The sequence below is a fragment of the Caulobacter sp. FWC26 genome, assembly GCF_002742645.2.
Lineage (GTDB): Bacteria > Pseudomonadota > Alphaproteobacteria > Caulobacterales > Caulobacteraceae > Caulobacter.
The window spans coordinates 1,520,529-1,540,225 of sequence record NZ_CP033875.1 but is presented as its reverse complement, the minus strand read 5'-3'; the positions used below and the strand labels follow the sequence as shown (position 1 = coordinate 1,540,225).

Genomic DNA, 19,697 nt, shown 5'->3' with positions numbered 1-19,697 from the left:
CATGCTTGACCGTATCATCGCGCTGTCGATCCGCTTTCGGTGGATCGTCCTGGCGCTCGTCCTCGCCTCGGCGGTCGTCGGCGTCTGGAGCTTCCAGCGCCTGCCGATCGACGCTACCCCCGACATCACCAACGTCCAGGTGCAGATCAGCACCGAGGCTCCAGGCTTCTCGCCGCTGGAGGCCGAGCAACGCCTCACATTCCCGATCGAGACGGCCATCGCCGGCCTGCCGGGGCTGGAATATACCCGCTCCGTTTCACGCTATGGTCTGAGCCAGGTCACCGTCGTCTTCAAGGACGGGACCGACATCTATTTCGCGCGGCAGCTGGTCAACGAACGGCTCCAGGCCGCCCGCGCCCAGCTGCCTTCCAGCCTGACGCCCGAGCTTGGCCCGATCTCCACGGGCCTGGGCGAAATCTTCATGTACACGGTCGAGGCCAAGCCGGGCGCGCGTCGTCCTGACGGCAAGGCCTACAGCCCTGAGGACCTGCGCACCCTGCAGGACTGGGTGATCCGGCCCCAGCTGCGCAACACGCCCGGCGTCACCGAGGTCAACACCATCGGCGGCTTCGAGCGGCAGTATCACGTCACGCCCTGGCCCGAGCGCCTGTCGGCCTACGGCCTGACCATGGCCGACGTCACCGACGCCCTGGCCAAGAACAACAGCAATGTCGGCGCCGGCTATATCGAACGCTACGGCGAGCAGTATCTGGTCCGGGTTCCGGGCCAGGCCAGCGGCGTCGAAGACCTGCGCGGCACGATCATCATCAATCGCGGCGGCGCGCCGATCCGCATCGGCGACGTGGCCGACGTCGGGCTCGGCAAGGAGCTGCGCACCGGGGCGGCGACCGAGAACGGCAAGGAGGTGGTGCTGGGCACCGTGTTCATGCTGGTCGGCGAAAACAGCCGCACCGTCGCTCGCGCGGCGGCCCAGCGTCTGGAGCAGGCCGCCAAGGCCCTGCCGCCCGGCGTCGTCGCCGAGGCGGTCTATGACCGCACGGACCTGGTCGATCGCGCCATCCGCACCGTCGAGAAGAACCTCGTCGAGGGCGCGCTGCTGGTGATCGTCGTGCTCTTCCTGCTGCTGGGCAACATCCGGGCGGCGCTGATCACGGCGGCGATCATCCCGTTCTCCATGTTGCTGACCATCACCGGCATGGTGCAGAGCCGGGTGTCGGGCAATCTGATGAGCCTGGGCGCGCTCGACTTTGGCCTGATCGTCGATGGCGCGGTGATCATCGTCGAAAACTGCCTGCGCCGGTTTGGCGAGGCCCAGCATCGTCTGGGGCGCCTGCTCAGCAAGGACGAGCGCTTCGCCCTGACCGCCAGCGCGGCCGGCGAGGTGATCAAGCCGTCGCTGTTCGGCGTGCTGATCATCACCCTGGTCTATGTGCCGATCTTCGCCCTGACCGGGGTGGAGGGGAAGATGTTCCACCCGATGGCGATCACGGTTGTCATCGCCCTGACCGCCGCCTTGGTGCTGTCCCTGACCTTCGTGCCGGCCGCCGTGGCGACCTTCGTCACCGGCAAGGTCGAAGAGAAGGAAAGCCGCGTGATGCGCGGAGCCCGCCGCCTCTATGAGCCGGCCTTAGCCATGGCGCTGCGACTGCGGATCGCCTTCGTGGCCGGCGCCGTGGCGCTGGTGGTAATCGCCGGCTTCGCGGCCAGTCGGATGGGCTCGGAGTTTGTGCCCAATCTCGACGAGGGCGACATCGCCATGCACGCCCTGCGCATCCCCGGCACAAGCCTCACCCAGGCCGTCCGCATGCAGACGGCGCTGGAGGCGCGGATCAAGCAGATGCCCGAGGTCGAGCGGGTGGTGGCCAAGATCGGCACCGCCGAGGTCGCCACCGATCCCATGCCGCCCAGCGTTGCGGACACCTTCATCATGCTGAAGGATCGAAAGGACTGGCCTGATCCACGCAAGCCACGCGCCAAGCTGGTCGCCGAACTCCAGGCCGCCGTCGCCACCATCCCCGGCAACAACTATGAGTTCACCCAGCCGATCCAGATGCGGTTCAACGAGCTGCTGTCGGGGGTGCGCGCCGACGTGGCCGTCAAGGTGTTCGGCGACGACCTCGACCAGCTTCTCGAAATCGGCAAAAGCGTTGGCAGCGTGGTCGAGGGGATTGAAGGCGCCCAGGACGTCGGGGTCGAACAGGTGACGGGTCTGCCGGTCTTGCAGATCACCCCCGACCGCGCCGCCTTGGCGCGCCTGGGGCTGAACGTGCAGGACTTGCAGGAGGTCGTGGCCACCTCGATCGGTGGGGCGGTCGTCGGCCAAGTCTTCGAAGGTGATCGGCGCTTCGATGTCGTGGTCCGCCTGCCGGAAGCCATACGCGGGAATGTCGATGGCGTGGGACGGCTTCGCGTCCCGCTGCCGGCCACCGCCGACGGTGCGCGCGGCTTCGTGCCACTCCAGGATGTCGCCAAGGTCGAGACTGTCATCGGCCCTAACCAGATCAGCCGCGAGGACGGTAAGCGCCGCGTGGTGGTCACCGCCAATGTTCGCGGTCGCGACCTGGGGTCGTTCATCACCGAGGTCCAGCAGAAGGTCGGGGCCGAGGTGGAAATCCCGACCGGCTACTGGGTCAGCTACGGCGGCACGTTCGAACAGCTGATCTCGGCGGCCAAGCGGCTTCAGTTGGTCGTGCCGGCCGCCTTGCTGCTGATCTTCGGCCTGTTGTTCGCCTTGTTCAGATCGGTGAAGGACGCCGCCATCGTCTTCTCCGGCGTGCCCCTGGCCCTGACCGGCGGCGTGGCGGCGCTGCTGCTGCGCGGCTTGCCGCTGTCGATCTCGGCGGGCATCGGCTTCATCGCCTTGTCGGGCGTGGCTGTGCTCAACGGCGTGGTGATGGTCAGTTTCATCCGCAGCCTGCTCGCCGAGGGCCGGTCGATGGACGAGGCAATCTCCGAGGGCGCTTTGACCCGGCTTCGGCCGGTGCTGATGACCGCCTTGGTCGCCAGCCTGGGCTTCGTGCCGATGGCCTTCAATGTCGGGGCCGGCGCCGAGGTGCAGCGTCCGCTGGCGACCGTGGTGATCGGCGGGATCATATCCTCGACCTTGCTGACCCTGCTGGTCCTGCCCGCCCTCTACCGACTTGCAAATAGTTCGCAACTAGGCAAGAGGAACGGCTCCGCGCCCCAGGAGCAGATGGCATGATGGCCGACACCACAGAACGGCTATCGCCTCACGCTCTGCATCGCCTGCGTGACGGCGCGGTGTTGCTAGGTCTGGCGCTCATCCTGCTGCTGCTCCAGGGCGCGGCGGACATGGCGCTGGCGCACGGCGTCCAGGGCAAGGACGCGGCCTTCGTGGCCGAGAACAGCGGCCCCCAGCCGATCGCGTTCCTCTATCTGGGCGCCAAGCACATGGTCACCGGCTACGACCATCTGCTGTTCCTGCTAGGCGTGATCTTCTTCCTCTACCGGCTGAAGGATGTCGCCCTCTACGTCACCCTGTTCAGCATCGGCCACAGCATCACGCTGCTGGCCGGCGTGCTGGGCAAGATCAACGTCAATCCGTTCCTGGTCGATGCGGTGATCGGCTTGTCGGTGGCCTACAAGGCCTTCGACAATCTCGGCGGCTTCAAGACGGTGTTCGGCGTCCAGCCGGACACTCGCCTTGCCGTCCTGGGCTTTGGTCTGATCCACGGCTTTGGCCTGGCCACCAAGCTGCAAGCCTTGGAGCTGTCGCCCGACGGCCTGCTGGTCAACATGATCGCCTTCAACATCGGCGTGGAGTTGGGCCAGCTCATCGCGCTGGCTGTGATCCTGGGGGCCATCATCTGGTGGCGCGCCAGGGCCAGTTTCAACAAGCAGGCCATCGCCGCCAACGGCGCGCTGATGGCCGCCGGCTTCGTGTTGGTCGCCTACCAGCTGGCCGGCTACGTCCTCGAAGGGAGAGCCTAGATGGTTCCGGACACCACGATTACGCCGCCCGATCGCAAACGGTTGGCGATCATCGTCGCGAGCGCCACGGCCATCGCGGCGATCCTCTTCGTCGGCGTCGTTCTGCCGGCCGAGTTCGGCAAGGACCCGATCGGTGTCGGCAAGCTGACGGGCTTGTCGAAGCTGGCCGCGCCCAAAGAGGAGGTCGTCACCACGGCCCCCGCCGACCAAAGCGTCGCGCGCTATACGACCACGGCCTATCGCTCCGACGTCATCGACATCCCGCTCAACACCGCCGACGCCGGCCGGGGCGGCGAAGAGCTGGAATACAAGGTCCGCATGAAGACCGGCGACAGCCTGGTCTACAGCTGGAGCGTGGATGGGGTCACCGTCCCCGAAGAGTTCTACTCCGACTTCCACGGCGAGAGCCCGCCGTCTCCCAAGGTCAAGGTGATCGAATATCGCCAGGCCACGGGGACTTCATCGAGTGGCTCACTGATCGCGCCTATGGACGGCATCCACGGCTGGTATCTGCAAAACCAGTCGGCCAAGGCCGTGGTCGTCAAGCTGAGGATCAGCGGCTTCTACCAGCTCGTCCCGCCCGGCGAACCCGGCAACAAGGCCAAGATACTGCCCAAGGCTTCCAGCTAACGCCCTCGCGCCCGCACTCATTTCCCCCGAAAGGAACCCCGATGTTCAGACCCAAACTGCTCGCCGCGATCACCGTCACCGGACTGCTGATGGCCACGACCGCCTTGGCCCATCCGCAAGTCATCACCCGGAGCCCGGAAGCTGGCGCCAAGCTGAAGACCTCGCCCAAGGAGGTGCGCGTGATGTTCAGCGAGCAACTTGAACTGCCGCTCAGCACCGCCAAGATCGAAGGCCCCGACGGCAAGCCCATCGCGATCGGCGCCCTGGCGACAGACAAGGGCAGCTTCAGTCTGATCATCCCGATCAAGGCCAAGCTGAAGCCCGGCGCCTACACGGTCTCGTGGGAGATCGTCACCGAGGACCACGACATGCCGGGGCGCTATCGGTTCGAGGTGAAGCCGTAGAACAGCGACATCTGGCGCGGACGGTTGGGTTGGCCTGCCGTGCGAAAGCGGAACTTCCGAACGCCTCAGGAGGGGCGAGAGCGGGATCCGGCGTCCTGGCGATAAGCAGGCCTTCAAGGTGTCTATCGGCTGGCGCTGACCGTCCAGTCGGCTGGCGTCCTCTATTCAAGGAGCGCCTATTGGTAGGCGGAGCGCGGCTTAAGCCGCACGCCGAGCCCCAGCCTGGCGGAGAGCGGTCGGTCAAGGGGGCGCGAAGCGCATCGCCGTTGGCGACGGCGAAGCCGCCCTTGAGGGGGCGATCTCCGTCAGGCCCTTCCTGTCCTTTCTTCCATCCGAAAGCCGGCGGGGTCGGCGATCCAATGGTTGATCGCCGACTCTCGCCAACCGGCGCCATGGACGCTGATCTGGACTTGGCGGGGAAAGGAGCCGTCTTGGATCTTGCGGTAGAGCGTTGAGCGGCTCAGGCCCGTGCGTTGCAGCACGGTTCGGATACGAAGAATACGGTCGGGTTCAGCCATCGCGACAAGCTCCATAGACTGGGATCTCGGGGCATTTGATGGACCAGAATTGGATTGATAGACGGAGGCCGCAAGGCCGCGACGGACCGGATCGTACTCTGGGAAAGAAAGACAGGCGTTAGGCGCCCTCTAGCGTAGGCTCACCGTGCCTGAGCAAGGGTCCAACCGGAACGGTGCGCCTCTAGCCGTGGTGAACCGGTGGTGTCAGCCGCGCTGTTCGCGCCGCTTCAGCTCGTTTTCGACGGCTTCGCGAATGAACGCCGCTAGCTGATGAGGCCCCAACAAAGCTTCGATGCGGCGCACGGTCTCAACCGGCAACCGGACTGTCGTCTGCTTCAATCCAAGCGCGGGGCGTCCCATAGGCTCATGCCTATCGGGTGCGCGACCGCCTTCCAACCCAATCACATTCTTCATCGCCGGAAAATTGACATAACCGATATCGCTTAGGTATAAGCGGTATCGGTTATGGAGGCAATGATGCGATCTCGTCGAGTGCCAAAGCTCAACAGCGAAGGCGAAGCTGGCGCTGAGAATCAGTCAGCGATCTCTCGCCGGGCGGCCATGTCTGGGGTTGCGATCGGGCCTTTGATTGCTGGGCTGACCCCAATAAGCGCGGCTGGCGATCACAACCTGGCCATCTGCCAGCGCTGGATCGCCATGGACATTGAGCACCGCCAGCTCCTGGCCGAGTGGGGCACCCTCGAAGGTTGGCTAATCAGGCATCGCCGTTGGTTTCGCCTGTCGCCCGATGAACGGGCCGCAGTCCCCGAGGGCGCGAGGCTGGCGCAGATCGAGGCGAGGCTGGATGTGCTGGAGACCGACAGCAATGCACTTCTTAAGGCGATGCGACCGGCCCCGGCCAAGAGCGTCGAAGCGATCATTGCCAACCTGGCGGTGGCGGGGCGCTTGATCTTCGAAGAAGACCACCCCGAGGCGCATGGGCTGATCGTTCGGGCCGTCCGCGACCTCGCCAAGCTTGGCGCGCCAAAATGAACCGCCGGGCGCCCAGACGACGCGGCGACGCCGATTGGCTTTTGGCGTACACTTTCCGCCGCAACGCAGCGAGTTTTCATGAGGCCGCCGAGACGGCGCTAGATCGCCACCCGGAGGCGACCCGCTACTTCCTGGCTATCGCGATCGAACTGGGGCTGAAGGCCTATCTGCTGCACCGGGGAGTCCGAGACGACTGGAACCGGATTCACATCCGCCACGATCTGATCAAGGCGTTGAAGTGCGCTCGACGCGCCGGCTTCAACGGCGCGCCTGCGGAGCTTCCCGCGCTCGCCGCGCTACTCAGCCCCTACTACGAGGTCCATGCCATTTCAGCGATGGCGCCGGACGTCACCGCGTCGGTGTGTTGGTTCGAGGCCTGCGAAACGGTGCGAGACCTCATCACCGCCGTGGGCGCCGTCGTCGATGGCGAGGCGTCGGCCGGCGAGTCCTGCTTGATGAACATGGAGGGCGAATGATGCGCCGCCATGGGAGACTTTGGCTGCTCGATCCCTCGCAGTGGTGGCGTTGCCAATACCGGCGCTTGTGGCGCGGCCAGGGGTTTGATCCGCACAACAGCCAGCAGGTGACGTCCTATGCCGTGATGGCGCTGCGTGGCGATACGCGAGACGTCTTCCTGCTGAGCTGCGTCCAGGCGCTCGACTACGCCCTGATCAGCCGTCACCTGGGCCTCACCGTTGAAGTCGTCCAGGCGCACATGGCGTCAGCGCTCTACGAGGTCACCTCAACCATCGACTTTGTCGAGCGCGTCCGCCCGCGACGCGCTGCTGCATCCAGCCCGGAGGATCGCCATGTCTGACAGCAAGGATGACCCCTTCGCGGTCTCCCGCCGCGTCCTGATCGGGGCGGCCAGCGCCACGCCGATCCTGGCCAGCGCTGGCCCCACCTCACTGTCCAATGACGTCACGGCGCGCTGTGACGCATGGCTGGCGCTCGACGCCGAGATCGACCGGCTGTTGTCGCGGTGGTCGGACCTGGAGAACGTGCTCGTGAAAGAAAAGCGGTGGCACAAGATGACGCCCGACCAGCGTGAGGCCTTGTCGCCCACCGAAGAAATGGACGCCATCGACAGGCAGGTGAAGGGACTGTTTGAGCAGCGGCGCCAAGGGCTCGACGCCCTCCCGGCCCTGGTCGCGCGCGACATGCGAGGTGTCGCCAGCAAGCTTCAGGTCGCCGTGAAGGTCATGGACCATGAACGCGGCGACGGCTTTGAATTGTTCAAGGGTGCGGTGGCCGAGATGCAGCACGTCCGATGCACCCATTGCGGCGCGCCTGTCGTCGAGACCCGCCCGACGCCGCCGAACGCAAAATGACCCCAATCGCGCCGTTGCAAAGCCTCTCTGCCCCACCAATTTGAGGTTCGACAGCGAGACAAGCCGGTCTCCCCCCGCCGGCCCCCGCGTCGCAAAGCGCAGCGCTCGTGCTCTCCCCCGGCACGGGCGCTGTTCGCGTTTTGGGTTGGCCCTTCAGTCAGAACTTCCGTGCCTGCGGCAAGGACGCCAGACGGTCCGATGGCCCTCAAGGGTGCGCGCTTCGCGCGCCTCGCTACGCGACGGCAAGCCGCCCTTGACCGCCATCGGACCGCCCGGCCAGGGCTCGGCATGCACTTAAGGAAGGTTCTGGCTCTTGGCCCAGAGTTTACAATTACGGCTGAACGGTCGGTTGTTAACTTCCCGAGTCAGTGCGACGGTTCCGCCCTTATTTTCGAAGTGAAGGGCTGCACTATGGATGAAAAGAACGCCGCGATGATCGGTTTGACCGCCGATGTGGTCGCCGCCTTTGTCGGCAACAATTCCGTGGCGGTCGCTGATCTTCCGAACCTGATCAAGACCGTTCACGCCGCCCTGTCTGGCGCCGAGGCCCCGGTGCTTGAAGCGGCCGAGGAAACCGTCAAGCCGACTGCCGGGCAGATCCGTAAGAGCATCACGCCCGACGCGCTGATCAGCTTTCTCGACGGCAAGCCCTACAAGACCTTGAAGCGCCATCTGACCACGCACGGAATGACCGTTGCCGAGTACAAGGCCAAGTTCGGACTGCCCAATGACTACCCGACCACGGCGCCGGCTTACAGTGAAGCGCGCAGCGCGATGGCCAAAGCCCTCGGTCTTGGGCAGGGCGGTCGCAAGGCCAAGGCGCCGGTCAAGGCCACGAAGGCGCGCGCCAAAAGCGCCTAAGGTCAGCCAGAGGATCAGGTCGCCGAAATCTGGCGGCCTGATCAAGTCGCTACAGGCATGATGACCTTAGCGCGGGCGGTGAACACGGGGAGTCTGCACCATCCGCTTGTCGTCGAACATGGCGCCCACCAAATCGTAGATGTCTTCGCCTTCGGCCGTCCGCGTCGCGACCGTCTTCACGAACGCATCGGCCTCAGTAGGCCAGCCGCTTCGCGTCAAAATGTTTGGATTGAGGTTGAGCAGGCGCTGCACCGCGCCTTCATGCCAGATGTAGACCGCGCCACTGACGACATGGCCTTCGTCTTCCGTGACGAGGGCATGCTTGAGGTCGTTCTTCTCAGCCCAAGCCGAGAGTTGCGTCGCGGACGAGCCGCATGACTCGATCGCTCGCAGTGGAAGGTAGCCGATGGGCTTGCTCCAGCCCACTTGCCAAAGGTCGTTGAGAGGGTCGTGCTTGGCCATCCACCCAGCATGACGGAACGATCCGGACCCGTCGAATCCGCCGCCAATACAGCTTCATTGGAGAACGGGCTTGAAATGGAGCGGCGCAAGCCGTTCTTCCGCTGAACCGCTGCCTTGTGATCGCGTGGCCCTTTTCGAGCCGAAACCTGACGGAGCCGATACTTGACCTCTATCCCTGAAGCTCGAACACCCAATCTGGTCGATCTCCATGTCGGCGGTCGCGTTCGCATGCGCCGCAAGATGCTCGGCGTCAGCCAGGAGCATCTGGCCGACGCGCTGGGGCTGACCTTCCAGCAGGTTCAGAAGTACGAGCGCGGCGCCAATCGGGTCAGCGCATCAAAGCTCTACGAGATCGCCAAGACGTTCCAGGTCCCGGTGTCGTACTTCTTCGACGGCCTCGCCGACCCTGTCACCGATGAGAGCGACGATGTCGGCGAGGCCGCCAATCGGGTCATCACGGACTTTCTGAATACGTCCGAGGGCCTGGAACTGGCGGCGATCTTCCCGAAGATTGGCAAGGGTCGTGTTCGCCGACAGATCCTCGACCTGGTTCGCGCAATGGCGGAAGAGGCCGATTCAGACAAAGCGTCTTAAGGAGCCGGGGCGAGCATTTCGGCCAGTAGGTCCAGAAGCGTGGACGGCGAGTAGGGCTTTCGCACGAACCGCGCTCCGGCTGGCAGATCGCCCGCTCTCAGGGCCGCTGCTCCACTGGTCACAAGGATCTTTACGTGCGGCGCTCGCATCGCCACCAGATGCGCCAATCCCAGGCCGTTGATCTCGCCAGGCATATCGACATCGGTGAACATCACGGCGATGTCTGGCCTGGCGTCAATGAGCACCAGCGCCTCTTGCGCGTTGACGGCCTCCAGGTTGTCAAAACCGCCATCCGCCAGAATCTCGCAAGCCAGCATGCGCACGAGCACCTCGTCCTCAACGACAAGGACGATTGGTTTTGTTGCCGCCGTCTCTTCGGTGGTCGTCATGCTGCCCCCTGCCAACAAACGCTGGAAAATGCCAAACGCGAAAGTCGGATACACGACCAACCCGAGATGGACGTTTCTGTTGCATGGATTCAGCGAATGAGCCGGGCTGTCTCCCTTTTGCCATATCGCCCGTCCGCAAAAGAAGCCTGACCAGGATGAAGCAGCGCCGTATCGATCATACGGGGCGGTTGGCAGCATCTTGCTCGAACGCCCGCTTTCCACCGCGACGCCAGAGGGCGAGCGTGTGTTCGCGGTCTTCGCCTTGGAGCATCATCGCCAGGGTCAGAAGCGCGCCGTAGAGCGCGGCGCGATCGTCGCCGGTCAGATCGACGAGGCCGGCCTTCTGCACCAGGCCGCCGAGTTCGATCAGGTGATGGGTCCGCTCGCGCCGCTGCATCACCCAGGCCCGCGTGTCGGTCCTGGCCCGCCGCGCCTCAAGCCTGTGTCGCGTCGCCATGGACCTCCTGGCCGCGTCATTGGTCGCCACCAGCAGCGCGCGCAGGTTCTGCCTTCCCGCTGCGAAAGAACTCCGCGCCGCGTTTGCGCCACTCCGCCTTGCGGGCCGCGTCCTTTGTCTCGACCAGGCCAAGCAGTCCTCCCGCCAACGTCTCGACGTCCAGAGCATCGGCCCCGGTGGCGATCACCAGTTCGCCGAGCTGCTTGACCTTTCGCTCCTTGAGCGTCCTTGCCTTGTCTTCCAGCGTCTTCAGTTCGGCGTCGAAGTCACGAGGTTTTCGCATCGCAGTCTCCATGATGGCGGGATGCACTCAGGATAAAGCAGCCGGTCTCGGAATGCTGTAAGATCGGTGGAACACACTGAGACAGTCCGGTCCCTCCCGAGATTTTAATCTTGGAGGGCGCGCTTATACGTCGTGCCGACGTGCGCTCAGGAAGGTAAGTGGTCTGTCGCCATGGCGATCTACCACTTCTCCGTCAAAGTCATCAGCCGCGCCACCGGGGCCAGCGCCGTGGCCTCGGCCGCCTATCGCTCCGCCTCGCGGCTGCACGACGAGCGGCTGGATCGCGACCACGACTTCACCAACAAGTCCGGCGTCGTCCATTCCGAGGTCATGCTGCCGGATGGCGCGCCCGAGCATCTGTCCGACCGCGCGGCGCTTTGGAACACGGTCGAGGCCGGCGAGAAGCGCAAGGACGCCCAGCTGTCTCGCGAGGTCGAGTTCGCCATCCCCCGCGAGATGGACCAGGCCCAAGGCATCGAGCTGGCCCGCGACTTCGTGCAGCGCGAGATGGTCGATCGCGGCATGGTCGCCGACCTCAATGTGCATTGGGACATCGGACCGGACGGCCTGGCCAAGCCCCACGCCCACGTCATGCTGTCGATGCGGGAGGTCGGCGAGGACGGGTTCGGCGCCAAGGTCCGCGACTGGAACCGGACCGAACTGGTCGAGCACTGGCGCGAGGCCTGGGCTGACCACGTCAACGAGCGGCTGGCGCAGCTCGACATCGATGCGCGGATCGATCATCGCAGCCTGGAAGATCAGGGCATCGACCTTGAGCCGCAGAACAAGATCGGACCGGCCGCCGGACGTAGAGCCGACGAGGGCCTGGAGGCCGATCGGCTCGACGAACACCACGAGATCGCGCGCGCCAACGGCGAGCGGATCATCGCCGATCCCCGCATCGCCCTGGACGCCATCACCAAGCAGCAGGCGACCTTCACCCGCCGCGATCTGGCGATGTTCATTCACCGCCATTCGGACGGGAAGGAGCAGTTCGACCGGGCCATTGGCGCGGTGCAGGCTTCGCCCGAACTTCTCGCTCTGGGCCAGGACAGACGCGGCCAGGATAGGTTCACCAGCCGCGAGATGATCGCGGTCGAGGACCGCCTACATCGTGCCTCCGCCGTGATGGCCGAGCGTCGGGCGCACCGGGTCAGCGAACTGGATCAACGCCGCGCCCTGGCGCGCGCCGAACAGCGCGGTCTCGTCTTATCCGGTGAGCAGAAGGCAGCGTTCGAGCACGTCACCCAGGCCCGCGATCTGGGCGTGGTGGTTGGCTATGCGGGCACGGGCAAGTCGGCGCTGCTGGGCGTGGCGCGGGAGGCTTGGGAGGACGCCGGCTATCGCGTCCAGGGCCTGGCCTTGTCGGGCATCGCCGCCGAGAACCTGGAGGGCGGATCAGGCATCGCGTCGCGCACCATCGCCAGTCTGGAGCACCAGTGGGCGCAGGGCCGCGAGCTGCTGGACGCCCGCGACGTGTTGGTGATCGACGAGGCCGGGATGATCGGCTCGCGGCAGATGGAGCGGCTGTTGTCGGCCGCCGAGAAGGCTGGGGCCAAGGTGGTTTTGGTCGGCGATCCCGAGCAACTCCAGGCCATCGAGGCCGGCGCGGCATTCCGGTCGATCGCCGAGCGTCATTCGCACGTGGAGATCACTCAGGTTCGCCGGCAATATGAAGAGTGGCAGCGCGACGCCACCAGGCATCTGGCCACCGGCCGGACGGGCGAGGCGCTAGCGGCCTACGAGGCGCACGGCATGGTCCACGCGGCCGAGACCCGCGATCAGGCGCGCGAGGATCTGGTCGAGCGTTGGGATCGCGAGCGGATCGCCGAGCCCGGCAAGAGCCGGATCATCCTGACGCACACCAACGACGAGGTGCGCGATCTCAATCTGACCGCGCGCGGGCGGCTGCGTCAGGCCAGCGCCTTGGGCGAGGACGTGACGGTCAATGCCGAGCGCGGCGAGCGCAAGTTTGCGGTCGGCGATCGGCTGATGTTTCTGAAGAACGATCGTGGGCTCGGGGTGAAGAACGGCATGCTCGGCGAGATCGAGCAGGTCTCGCCCACCCAGATGACCGTGCGGCTCGACGCCGAGCGATCCGTCGCCTTCGACTTGAAGGACTACGCCCAAGTCGATCATGGCTATGCGGCCACCATCCATAAGAGTCAGGGCGTCACGGTCGATCGGACCCATGTGCTGGCGACGCCGGGGATGGATCGTCATGGCGCCTATGTCGCCCTGTCGCGGCACCGCGACAGCGTGCAACTTCACTACGGACGCGACGAGTTCGAAGATCTGGGCAAGCTGACCCGCGTCCTGTCGCGTGAGCGGGCCAAGGACATGGCCAGCGACTTCGCTGAGCGACGCGACATCCGTGTGCCGCCGTCGATGCGGCCCAAGGAGCCGCAGCAGCGCGAGCGCGGCATGTTCGCAGGGTTCAAGCCGGCCAGTCCCGCGCATCAGCCGGCGGCGCCGGCGCGTGATGATGCCCAGCTTGCGCAGCGCCAGGCGATCGAGCGCCATGCCCGCGCCGCGGGCGACGTCATGCGCATGAACGACCGCGGCTTGCCGGTGCTCGCCCATCAGCGGCAGGCACTGGAGCAGGCGCGCGAGGCGATGGGGAAGATCGGTCCGCACGCCGCCAAGGATCTGGAGGGGGCCTATGTCCGTGATCCGGCCTTGGCCGGCGAGACAGCGTCGGGCCGCACCCAAAGAGCGATCCGAGTCCTTCAGCTTGAGGCCGAGGTTCGCGCCGATCCGCGTTTACGCGCCGACCGCTTCGTCGAGCGTTGGCAGGGTTTGGAGCGCCAGCGCACGGCCTTGCACCGCGCGGGCGACATGACCGGCGCCGGTCAGGTCAAGGACCGCATGGGCGCCATGGCCAAGAGCCTGGAGCGCGATCCGCAGGTGGAGTCGTTGCTGCGCACCCGCCGGCCCGAGCTTGGGCTCCCCGCAGAGATTGGGCGGAGCGTGGGCCAGGGGCTCTCGGACTACCTCGGCATCGGGCGCGGCCGGGGACTTGGCATCTGAAAGGCAGGAGGACGTGATGGATCAGAACATCGGATCAGAAGCGCCGGTAGATCCGGCGGCGGTGGCGTTCGAGGCGTTGCGGCGGGAGGTGGCCTTGCTGAATGTCGCTCTGGCAGGGCTAGCCGCCGAACGAGCGTCGGTGCCAGACTACAGCGAGACGTTGGGCGAGATCGCCAAGAGCGTGTCAATCGCAGTCGGTCGATTGGGAAAGCTGGTGGCGAGTCCTACCCTCACCATGAGCCCGGCGGAGATCGCGCGGCAGGTCGCGGCGGCTGGCGATGAGGTCCGGCGGCAGGATCGAGAAGCGGTTCATCAAGCTCAAGAAGCGCTTCAGCGCGCCGCCCGCGATCTCAACGGGTGGATTGATCGTGCGCGGCTGGCCAGCCTGCAGAACTGGCGGCTTGTTCAGGCGGCGACTATTGGCGTCGTCGGTGGCGCGGTGCTGTATGCAAGTGCATCCACCTTGATCGTAAATGCCGCGCCCGCTGGCTGGGCCTGGCCGGAAAGAAGAGCGGCGCACGTGCTCCGCCGTGACATGTGGTCGGCAGGCGAGCGCCTGCTGTCAGTCGCCGATCCAGAGCGGTGGAGAGAATTGTCGTTGCCGGTCGCTCCCACTGGCAACGGCAGAACGACGCCTCCTAAGAATATGAGACTAGAGCGTTCCTCGTCTAATGGACGCTCTCGGTGATAAGCTATCACGGGAAATGCGCGCATATTGCTGGCGAGCCACGCGCTTCGCTCATTATTTTCGTGACCGAAATGCTTTCCCGGTAAGCGACGCCCTTGAGCGGAGAGTGCCGTCGTGGGATCGAAGTCCAGTTGAGCAATGATCGGGGCAACCGAGACGATGAAGCAGGAAATCGTGGAAAAGGTGGTAGAGGTCGTCGAGGCCTACTACGCCGATAATCCCGAAAAGCCGCTGCTGCTCTCGCGCTTCGGCCAGCTCCATCCGGAGCTGATCAAAGCGATCCGTGACGAGGGCGGTACGCTTGTTCAGGCCATCGCCCTGGCGATCGACCGTTTGAAGGTCGTCGCGCCGGCAGAGACGCGCGGTCGCGAGGCCGTCGTTCCGGCTAGTCGCAGTCCTGAAATCGAGCGAACGATCAACGAAACCCAGGCTGCGGTGAGGTCGCACAGCAGCGCATTCGACGGCCTGCCGACGTCGGTCCAAATTGCATTCTGTCTGCGCACCGAGGCCAACGAAGTCGTGGCGGTTCGTTCTGCGCCGCCGTTCCGCTACGCTCGGTTTCATTCCCACGAGCTGGTTCGACCTGGCTTTTTAGCTATCGCAGAGGAATACCGCAGGCCTGGGCTAGCTCTTAAAAACGCTAGCCCCGAGGACAAGGATGCTTTGTGGAAGGGCTTCTTGGCTTGGTGTGAAGCCTGCAAGCTCGACCCGAAGACCTTCTCGCGGGGGCAAAGCTCCAGCGCCTTGGCGCGGCTTCTGGCGGCTCAAGATCCAAACTATCTTTCCCGCTTTGTTATTCCGGCCGACATCGCTGCGCTGCTGTTGAAAAGGCCCTGATGAGCGGGCGTCGCAGCAACAACGAACGCATCGACACCGTCGCTCCGCTAGTCATTGTCACTGGCGTGTCCGGCGCGTTGGCCGCTTCCGTGGTCGGGGCGATCGAAAAGCAGACCCCCCCTTGGCGGGCTGTTTGCCGACCGTTCGCCGAAAAGGATGGGGGTCTCTATGCTCAAGACACGGCGATCATCGAGTCGATGCGTGCAGCCTTCGAGTTCGCCAAACACCGCCGCTCTCCCGAAGGAAAGGCCGTGCCGGAGCCAAACCGGGCGGTGCTGGCGTATGTCGATGATCCATCGGCAGGCAGACTCCTTGATGCGTTCGGCCACTCCGTCTTGCCGATGAAGCTCGCGGACGATCGTTGGGAATGGCCTGGTGGTCGTCACTGGCGGCACTATCCAGAAACCCTCCTGACGCTGATCAAGCAGGCTTTAGCGGCGGCTGATTCTCCTGAGATGATGAGCCTGCATCTCCGGCTTCAGGCGCGCAGAAACGACGATGCCCTAATGCTCCCAGGTCGTAATTATCATGCCGGCGGCGACCGCCTGGCGGCTCACTATCGCGCGTGGCTCGATAACCCGACCAACACGGCTTCCGATATAGAAGCGGTCGTCGAAACTCGCCGGTTCAAGTTTGAGGAATTGGAAGAGTTTTACAAACGAACCCAAGGCCGGAACAAATCATTCGCCTACGACGATCGTGGATTGGTGTTCGCCAAGTCCGAGTATGGCCAGCATGGTCGCGTGTGGGAGTTGCCGTCGGAGACGCCGGACGTTCCTATCCTGAGGCAGAAGCTCGAGAGCCTTTTCAGGTTCGGGACGCCCATTCCCGAGGGCTTTCAACACGACGTTCAATGGACCGATGGCAAGCTACTGGCCAACCAGATCTTCGACTGCGCCGAGGCTGGGCCTAAGGCGTTCAGCGGATCGCACGCTAATGTCTATCCCGACGACTACGTGCGCGAGGCCTGAAAAATTAAAGGACGAGCATCGCTGCCCGTCCTTTAAAGGCCGCTTTATCTTCCTCTCCAGCCGGTTAGTTGGGCTAGCCAACCTCAACATCCCCTAGGTCCCTCAGGTCGAGCCTGAAGCTACCCGGAGAAGCGGGTCACGAATGACCGTCGCCTACGCCGATTGCATCACCTACCAGGTATCCGCTTCTCGACGTGCGCTTGCACCGCAAAGCGGCTCGGGCGCGGATTAGGATAAAGCTTAATCTCCTGGACCGATCATATCGGCCTACCATTAAAATGGCGTGTAATTGGCCTCAGGGCAAGTGCGGCCCCAATTTCCACTCGTTCTCAGGGCTCAGAACGAAGCCGTGGCGGGCAATCGCTTCCTTTGTTGCCGCTTCAATCTCACTGCGCAATCCCGGCTCTACCGGTGTGGACGGCAAGCCCGTTGCCTTGGCGATCCTGGCCGCGCGCTCCTTGCGGCGGGACTGAGTGGAGTTAGGCAGCGAGACGTTGTCGAGCAACCATTGCGCCGCGAGCACACCACCCAGCGCAATCTCTCGGTTGTCGCTGGAGAGCGGCTCGAAGATGCGGCGATAAATGACGGGCTCGACGAACGCAGCGCGGCTGGTGCCAGCCAGGTGGTCGAACGACCTCGGTGCAAAGGCAAAGTTGAGGTTCAACGTTGAGCGCCGGACTTCCGACATCCCGTTCTCGCGGATCAGCCGGCTCAGCGGCATATCCGGCGTGAAATCGAGATATCCTGAATCCCGCAAGACCTCGCGGAAGGTCACATCGGCGCCGCGAACCAGATCGTCCAGGCCGATCACCAGCCGACGTATCGCATAGGCCATAGCGTCCAGCTTGTGCAGGTCGTCGTAGCGGTAGTCGTAGCCTAGCAAAAGGTAGCGATTGCTAGGGCTACCGGCCTGCTCCAGTCGTTCCAAAAAGCCGCGTGGCGCTTCTTCATGCCAACTGCCGATGTCCAACGGCGGGGGGCGGGTGAGCAGTGTTGGAAGCAGCTCCCCAGCGATCTCTGTCAGCTCGTCGTACATCTCGACAAGGTCATGATTGAAATCGCGGATCGGGCGACCATTCAGCAGCAGTGCCGCCTTCAGGTACTTCTCTAGGGCGTGCGCGCTATTCCAGAGGAAGTCTGTACCTAAACCGACGTTTCCACACCACCGCGCGACGATATAAGTCTCGTCCGCCGTGCGCAGGTAGAGCTCGTGGACTAAGCTGTGGCGTGCGCCGTTTAGTTTCATCGCAGAAGCGTCGCCTATAGCTAGGCGGAAATCACTGGCAACAGATGGAGCACACCTTGGTCTGAGGCTAGGCCAACTCCGCCACCATTCGTTCCGCGTCATTCAAGAGGTATTCGATGGCATCAAGACCTAGGATTTGTTGAACGTCCAAGGCTGTCACTAGCGTGGCGGTCCATCGAGGCATTAGCTTAGCGCCGTCTGGATAGGTCAAAATCACCCGATTCCCCGCCTCATACGGCTCAACAACAATCTCTTGGGTAGTCGGCTCGAACCAAACTCTGGCGACGAAATTGCGCCCATTACAGGAAAAGGCGTGGTCCTTCACGTGTTGAGCGGTGGTTGACGGCACGACGTCGTTCCTTGCAAGGCCAGGGGACAAGGTATTCGATGGCGACTGTTTTGCAACGGCTCGGGATTTCTGAGGCATGGAAGATAGTTCAATCCATCTCGTATCGATAACGAGAGGCGGCATTATTTCATGCTCGAACGGCTCGGCATGGAGGGCCGTGCCGATTGGATCCCAGGGAATTTTGAGCAAGTGGGAGGCCGGCGACATGCTGAGGAGCAATGTTCGTCCAGGGCAGCTTATGTGGTCTCATCAACTGACAAACTTGCGAGACGGCTCAGCGGTGGCTGTGATGCCATCCACTGGTGACTTGACTGATGGGTCGTCGATCTCAGCTCGCTGGAAGTAAGCCTCATCACAATGAATCAAATCGCCCCTTCAATTACCGGCGTCACCGAAGGCTTGGCGCTGGAATTGAAGTCCTGGCTCGATCCGGCCCGGCCCGCGCATTTGGCGGTGATCGTTAGAACGCTCATAGCGCTTCGCAACCACGGTGGCGGGAGCTTGCTCGTCGGATACGACAATGACGGGAATCTGCGAACCGACTCTGCTGGCTTCGACGTGACGATCGCCTACCATATCGACCGAGTTCAGGATGTCGTATCGAAGTATGCATCTGAGCGTTTCGAGATCGCCGTAACTTACGAGCGATCGGCAGCAGGCGACCATCCTCGGATCGAGGTGCCGACCGGTATCCGCACCCCGGTTCGGGTCAAGGCTTCCATCGTCGAGCAACGTGCGAACGCAGCCGTTACCCTGCTGGCGGCCGGCGAGGTCCCCGTTCGTACGCTAGAGAGCAACGGCCGGCCAAGCACCGCGCCAGCTAGTGATCCGGATTGGGAGCGCCTGATGCAGGTCTGCTTCGACAACCGTGAGGCTGATATTGGTCGGTTTATCCGGCGGCATTTGGGAGGTGTGGCTCCCGCCCTGGCCGAGCTAGTTGCGACCGTTAAGGCCATCCCATCACCAGATGAGGTCGGCGACTTTCTTGAGCGAGGGCGCGTTCGATTTGATGTGGCGTTCGCGAGTGCGGAGTTGCCTAAGCGGGCTGCGGATTTGAGAGCGTTGGGTGGGCGGGAAGTCGCCCTAGTAATCTCTCCTTCGCCAAACAGATTTGGCCCCACTCAAGATTTCTTGCATCGGATGTTAGCGAGTGCGCCGCGCTTTACGAGTTATCCGCCGTGGTTAGACACAACAGCAGCCGGACCTAAGTATGCGCCACAAGTTCGTGATGGTTGTTGGGAGGCGCTGATTTATGCCGACGAAATATTCGACCTACTGACATTCAATGTTTTTGACCCGAATGGGAAGTTCTACGAACGGAGGCTCCTTCTTCCCGACGTCATCGCTCGAAGAAATGGTGGACGTCCCCGCACGGTTCTTGGCGAGCGTCAGGCGCTAACCGATGTTGTCGAGGTTCTGGCTACCGGACTTGCCTTCGCTTCTGCCCTGAATATCGCTGATGAGCAGCATACGCTTCATTGGGCTTTTCGATGGTCGGGTCTCGCTGGCCGGCATGTTGATGAGTGGTTCATGCGCGGGCCGAGTGAATACGTGTCCGCCGATGATGTCTCACCAATATGTAAGGTCAGCTTCTCGGCCGATACGCCGGTTTCTGCACTGGCACCGGTCGTCGAACAGCTTATGGCGCCGATGTTTGCGATGTTTCGTGGTTATGAAGAACCATCAACCCAAGTCGGTGAGACGCTTCTGGAAGTGATCCAGCGCCGTTCAAAATTTTAGTA

General features: G+C 63.6%; 21 protein-coding genes. 15 read left to right on the top strand and 6 right to left on the bottom strand.

The window, feature by feature from the left end; all coding sequences use genetic code 11:
* Nucleotide 1 precedes the first annotated feature (1 nt).
* The 4 genes from CSW63_RS08765 to CSW63_RS08750 are packed head-to-tail and all read left to right on the top strand — an operon-like array spanning nt 2 to nt 4,946.
* Complete coding sequence (locus tag CSW63_RS08765; RefSeq protein WP_062093643.1) at nt 2-3,163, top strand: efflux RND transporter permease subunit; 3,162 nt, start codon at nt 2-4, stop codon at nt 3,161-3,163.
* Nucleotides 3,160-3,912, top strand: coding sequence for a HupE/UreJ family protein (locus CSW63_RS08760; protein WP_231737280.1), 753 nt, complete (start codon nt 3,160-3,162; stop codon nt 3,910-3,912). Before CSW63_RS08765 ends, CSW63_RS08760 begins: the two co-directional genes overlap by 4 nt.
* The gene (locus CSW63_RS08755; protein ID WP_099503798.1) at nt 3,913-4,542 is read left to right on the top strand and encodes a hypothetical protein; all 630 of its coding nucleotides are present in this window, start codon (nt 3,913-3,915) and stop codon (nt 4,540-4,542) included.
* A gap of 41 nt (nt 4,543-4,583) precedes the next feature.
* The gene (locus CSW63_RS08750; protein ID WP_062095059.1) at nt 4,584-4,946 is read left to right on the top strand and encodes a copper resistance protein CopC; all 363 of its coding nucleotides are present in this window, start codon (nt 4,584-4,586) and stop codon (nt 4,944-4,946) included.
* 305 nt (nt 4,947-5,251) lie between these two features.
* Here CSW63_RS08750 and CSW63_RS08745 read toward each other — a convergent pair whose 3' ends face one another.
* Nucleotides 5,252-5,464 (bottom strand): AlpA family transcriptional regulator, encoded by a 213-nt coding sequence (locus CSW63_RS08745; RefSeq protein WP_062095066.1) that lies wholly within the window; start codon nt 5,462-5,464, stop codon nt 5,252-5,254.
* 561 nt (nt 5,465-6,025) lie between these two features.
* Here CSW63_RS08745 and CSW63_RS08735 point away from each other — a divergent pair.
* The 5 genes from CSW63_RS08735 to CSW63_RS08715 all read left to right on the top strand — a co-directional run bounded on the left by CSW63_RS08735 (nt 6,026) and on the right by CSW63_RS08715 (nt 8,649).
* Nucleotides 6,026-6,457 carry a hypothetical protein gene (locus CSW63_RS08735; RefSeq protein ID WP_062095055.1) on the top strand — a complete coding sequence of 144 codons (432 nt, stop codon included), beginning with the start codon at nt 6,026-6,028 and terminating at the stop codon, nt 6,455-6,457.
* Between the two features lie 41 nt (nt 6,458-6,498).
* Nucleotides 6,499-6,933, top strand: a complete 435-nt coding sequence (locus tag CSW63_RS08730; protein WP_231737395.1) for a hypothetical protein — start codon at nt 6,499-6,501, stop codon at nt 6,931-6,933.
* Entirely contained in the window at nt 6,930-7,274 is a 345-nt protein-coding gene (locus CSW63_RS08725; RefSeq protein WP_231737392.1) for an RNA polymerase subunit sigma-24, read from the top strand. The genes CSW63_RS08730 and CSW63_RS08725 overlap by 4 nt, the downstream gene beginning before the upstream one ends.
* On the top strand, nt 7,267-7,788 hold the full coding sequence (locus CSW63_RS08720) for a hypothetical protein (RefSeq protein WP_062095051.1): 522 nt from the start codon (nt 7,267-7,269) through the stop codon (nt 7,786-7,788). Before CSW63_RS08725 ends, CSW63_RS08720 begins: the two co-directional genes overlap by 8 nt.
* A 411-nt stretch (nt 7,789-8,199) precedes the next feature.
* Nucleotides 8,200-8,649 carry a MucR family transcriptional regulator gene (locus CSW63_RS08715; RefSeq protein ID WP_062095050.1) on the top strand — a complete coding sequence of 150 codons (450 nt, stop codon included), beginning with the start codon at nt 8,200-8,202 and terminating at the stop codon, nt 8,647-8,649.
* 66 nt (nt 8,650-8,715) lie between these two features.
* On the opposite strand, the gene CSW63_RS08710 is transcribed toward CSW63_RS08715, so the two are convergent.
* Nucleotides 8,716-9,111, bottom strand: coding sequence for a hypothetical protein (locus tag CSW63_RS08710; protein ID WP_062095048.1), 396 nt, complete (start codon nt 9,109-9,111; stop codon nt 8,716-8,718).
* Between the two features lie 162 nt (nt 9,112-9,273).
* Here CSW63_RS08710 and CSW63_RS08705 point away from each other — a divergent pair, with 162 nt between their 5' ends.
* Entirely contained in the window at nt 9,274-9,705 is a 432-nt protein-coding gene (locus CSW63_RS08705) for a helix-turn-helix domain-containing protein (RefSeq protein ID WP_062095046.1), read from the top strand.
* On the opposite strand, the gene CSW63_RS08700 is transcribed toward CSW63_RS08705, so the two are convergent.
* The 3 genes from CSW63_RS08700 to CSW63_RS08690 form a co-directional block, all read right to left on the bottom strand.
* Nucleotides 9,702-10,094 carry a response regulator gene (locus tag CSW63_RS08700; protein ID WP_062095064.1) on the bottom strand — a complete coding sequence of 131 codons (393 nt, stop codon included), beginning with the start codon at nt 10,092-10,094 and terminating at the stop codon, nt 9,702-9,704. The genes CSW63_RS08705 and CSW63_RS08700 overlap by 4 nt on opposite strands.
* Before the next feature lie 175 nt (nt 10,095-10,269).
* A complete protein-coding gene (locus tag CSW63_RS08695; protein ID WP_082749410.1) occupies nt 10,270-10,551 on the bottom strand; it encodes a conjugal transfer protein TraD in 282 nt (93 codons plus the stop codon).
* Between the two features lie 16 nt (nt 10,552-10,567).
* Nucleotides 10,568-10,834: a conjugal transfer protein TraD gene (locus CSW63_RS08690; protein ID WP_197425234.1), complete on the bottom strand. Its 267-nt coding sequence runs from the start codon at nt 10,832-10,834 to the stop codon at nt 10,568-10,570.
* Between the two features lie 171 nt (nt 10,835-11,005).
* On the opposite strand from CSW63_RS08690, the gene traA reads away from it, so the two are divergent.
* The 4 genes from traA to CSW63_RS08670 all read left to right on the top strand — a co-directional run bounded on the left by traA (nt 11,006) and on the right by CSW63_RS08670 (nt 16,360).
* The gene (traA, locus tag CSW63_RS08685; protein WP_062095041.1) at nt 11,006-13,864 is read left to right on the top strand and encodes a Ti-type conjugative transfer relaxase TraA; all 2,859 of its coding nucleotides are present in this window, start codon (nt 11,006-11,008) and stop codon (nt 13,862-13,864) included.
* 16 nt (nt 13,865-13,880) lie between these two features.
* Nucleotides 13,881-14,552 carry a DUF6118 family protein gene (locus tag CSW63_RS08680; protein WP_062095039.1) on the top strand — a complete coding sequence of 224 codons (672 nt, stop codon included), beginning with the start codon at nt 13,881-13,883 and terminating at the stop codon, nt 14,550-14,552.
* A 159-nt stretch (nt 14,553-14,711) separates the two neighbouring features.
* Nucleotides 14,712-15,389 (top strand): hypothetical protein, encoded by a 678-nt coding sequence (locus tag CSW63_RS08675; protein ID WP_127846956.1) that lies wholly within the window; start codon nt 14,712-14,714, stop codon nt 15,387-15,389.
* On the top strand, nt 15,389-16,360 hold the full coding sequence (locus CSW63_RS08670; protein ID WP_099503799.1) for a hypothetical protein: 972 nt from the start codon (nt 15,389-15,391) through the stop codon (nt 16,358-16,360). Before CSW63_RS08675 ends, CSW63_RS08670 begins: the two co-directional genes overlap by 1 nt.
* Nucleotides 16,361-16,655: 295 nt before the next feature.
* Here the strand turns inward: CSW63_RS08670 and CSW63_RS08665 are convergent, their stop codons facing one another.
* Nucleotides 16,656-17,606, bottom strand: a complete 951-nt coding sequence (locus CSW63_RS08665; protein ID WP_099503801.1) for a hypothetical protein — start codon at nt 17,604-17,606, stop codon at nt 16,656-16,658.
* Nucleotides 17,607-18,312: 706 nt separating this feature from the next.
* Here CSW63_RS08665 and CSW63_RS08660 point away from each other — a divergent pair.
* Entirely contained in the window at nt 18,313-19,695 is a 1,383-nt protein-coding gene (locus CSW63_RS08660) for a helix-turn-helix domain-containing protein (RefSeq protein WP_127846955.1), read from the top strand.
* Nucleotides 19,696-19,697: the final 2 nt, after the last annotated feature.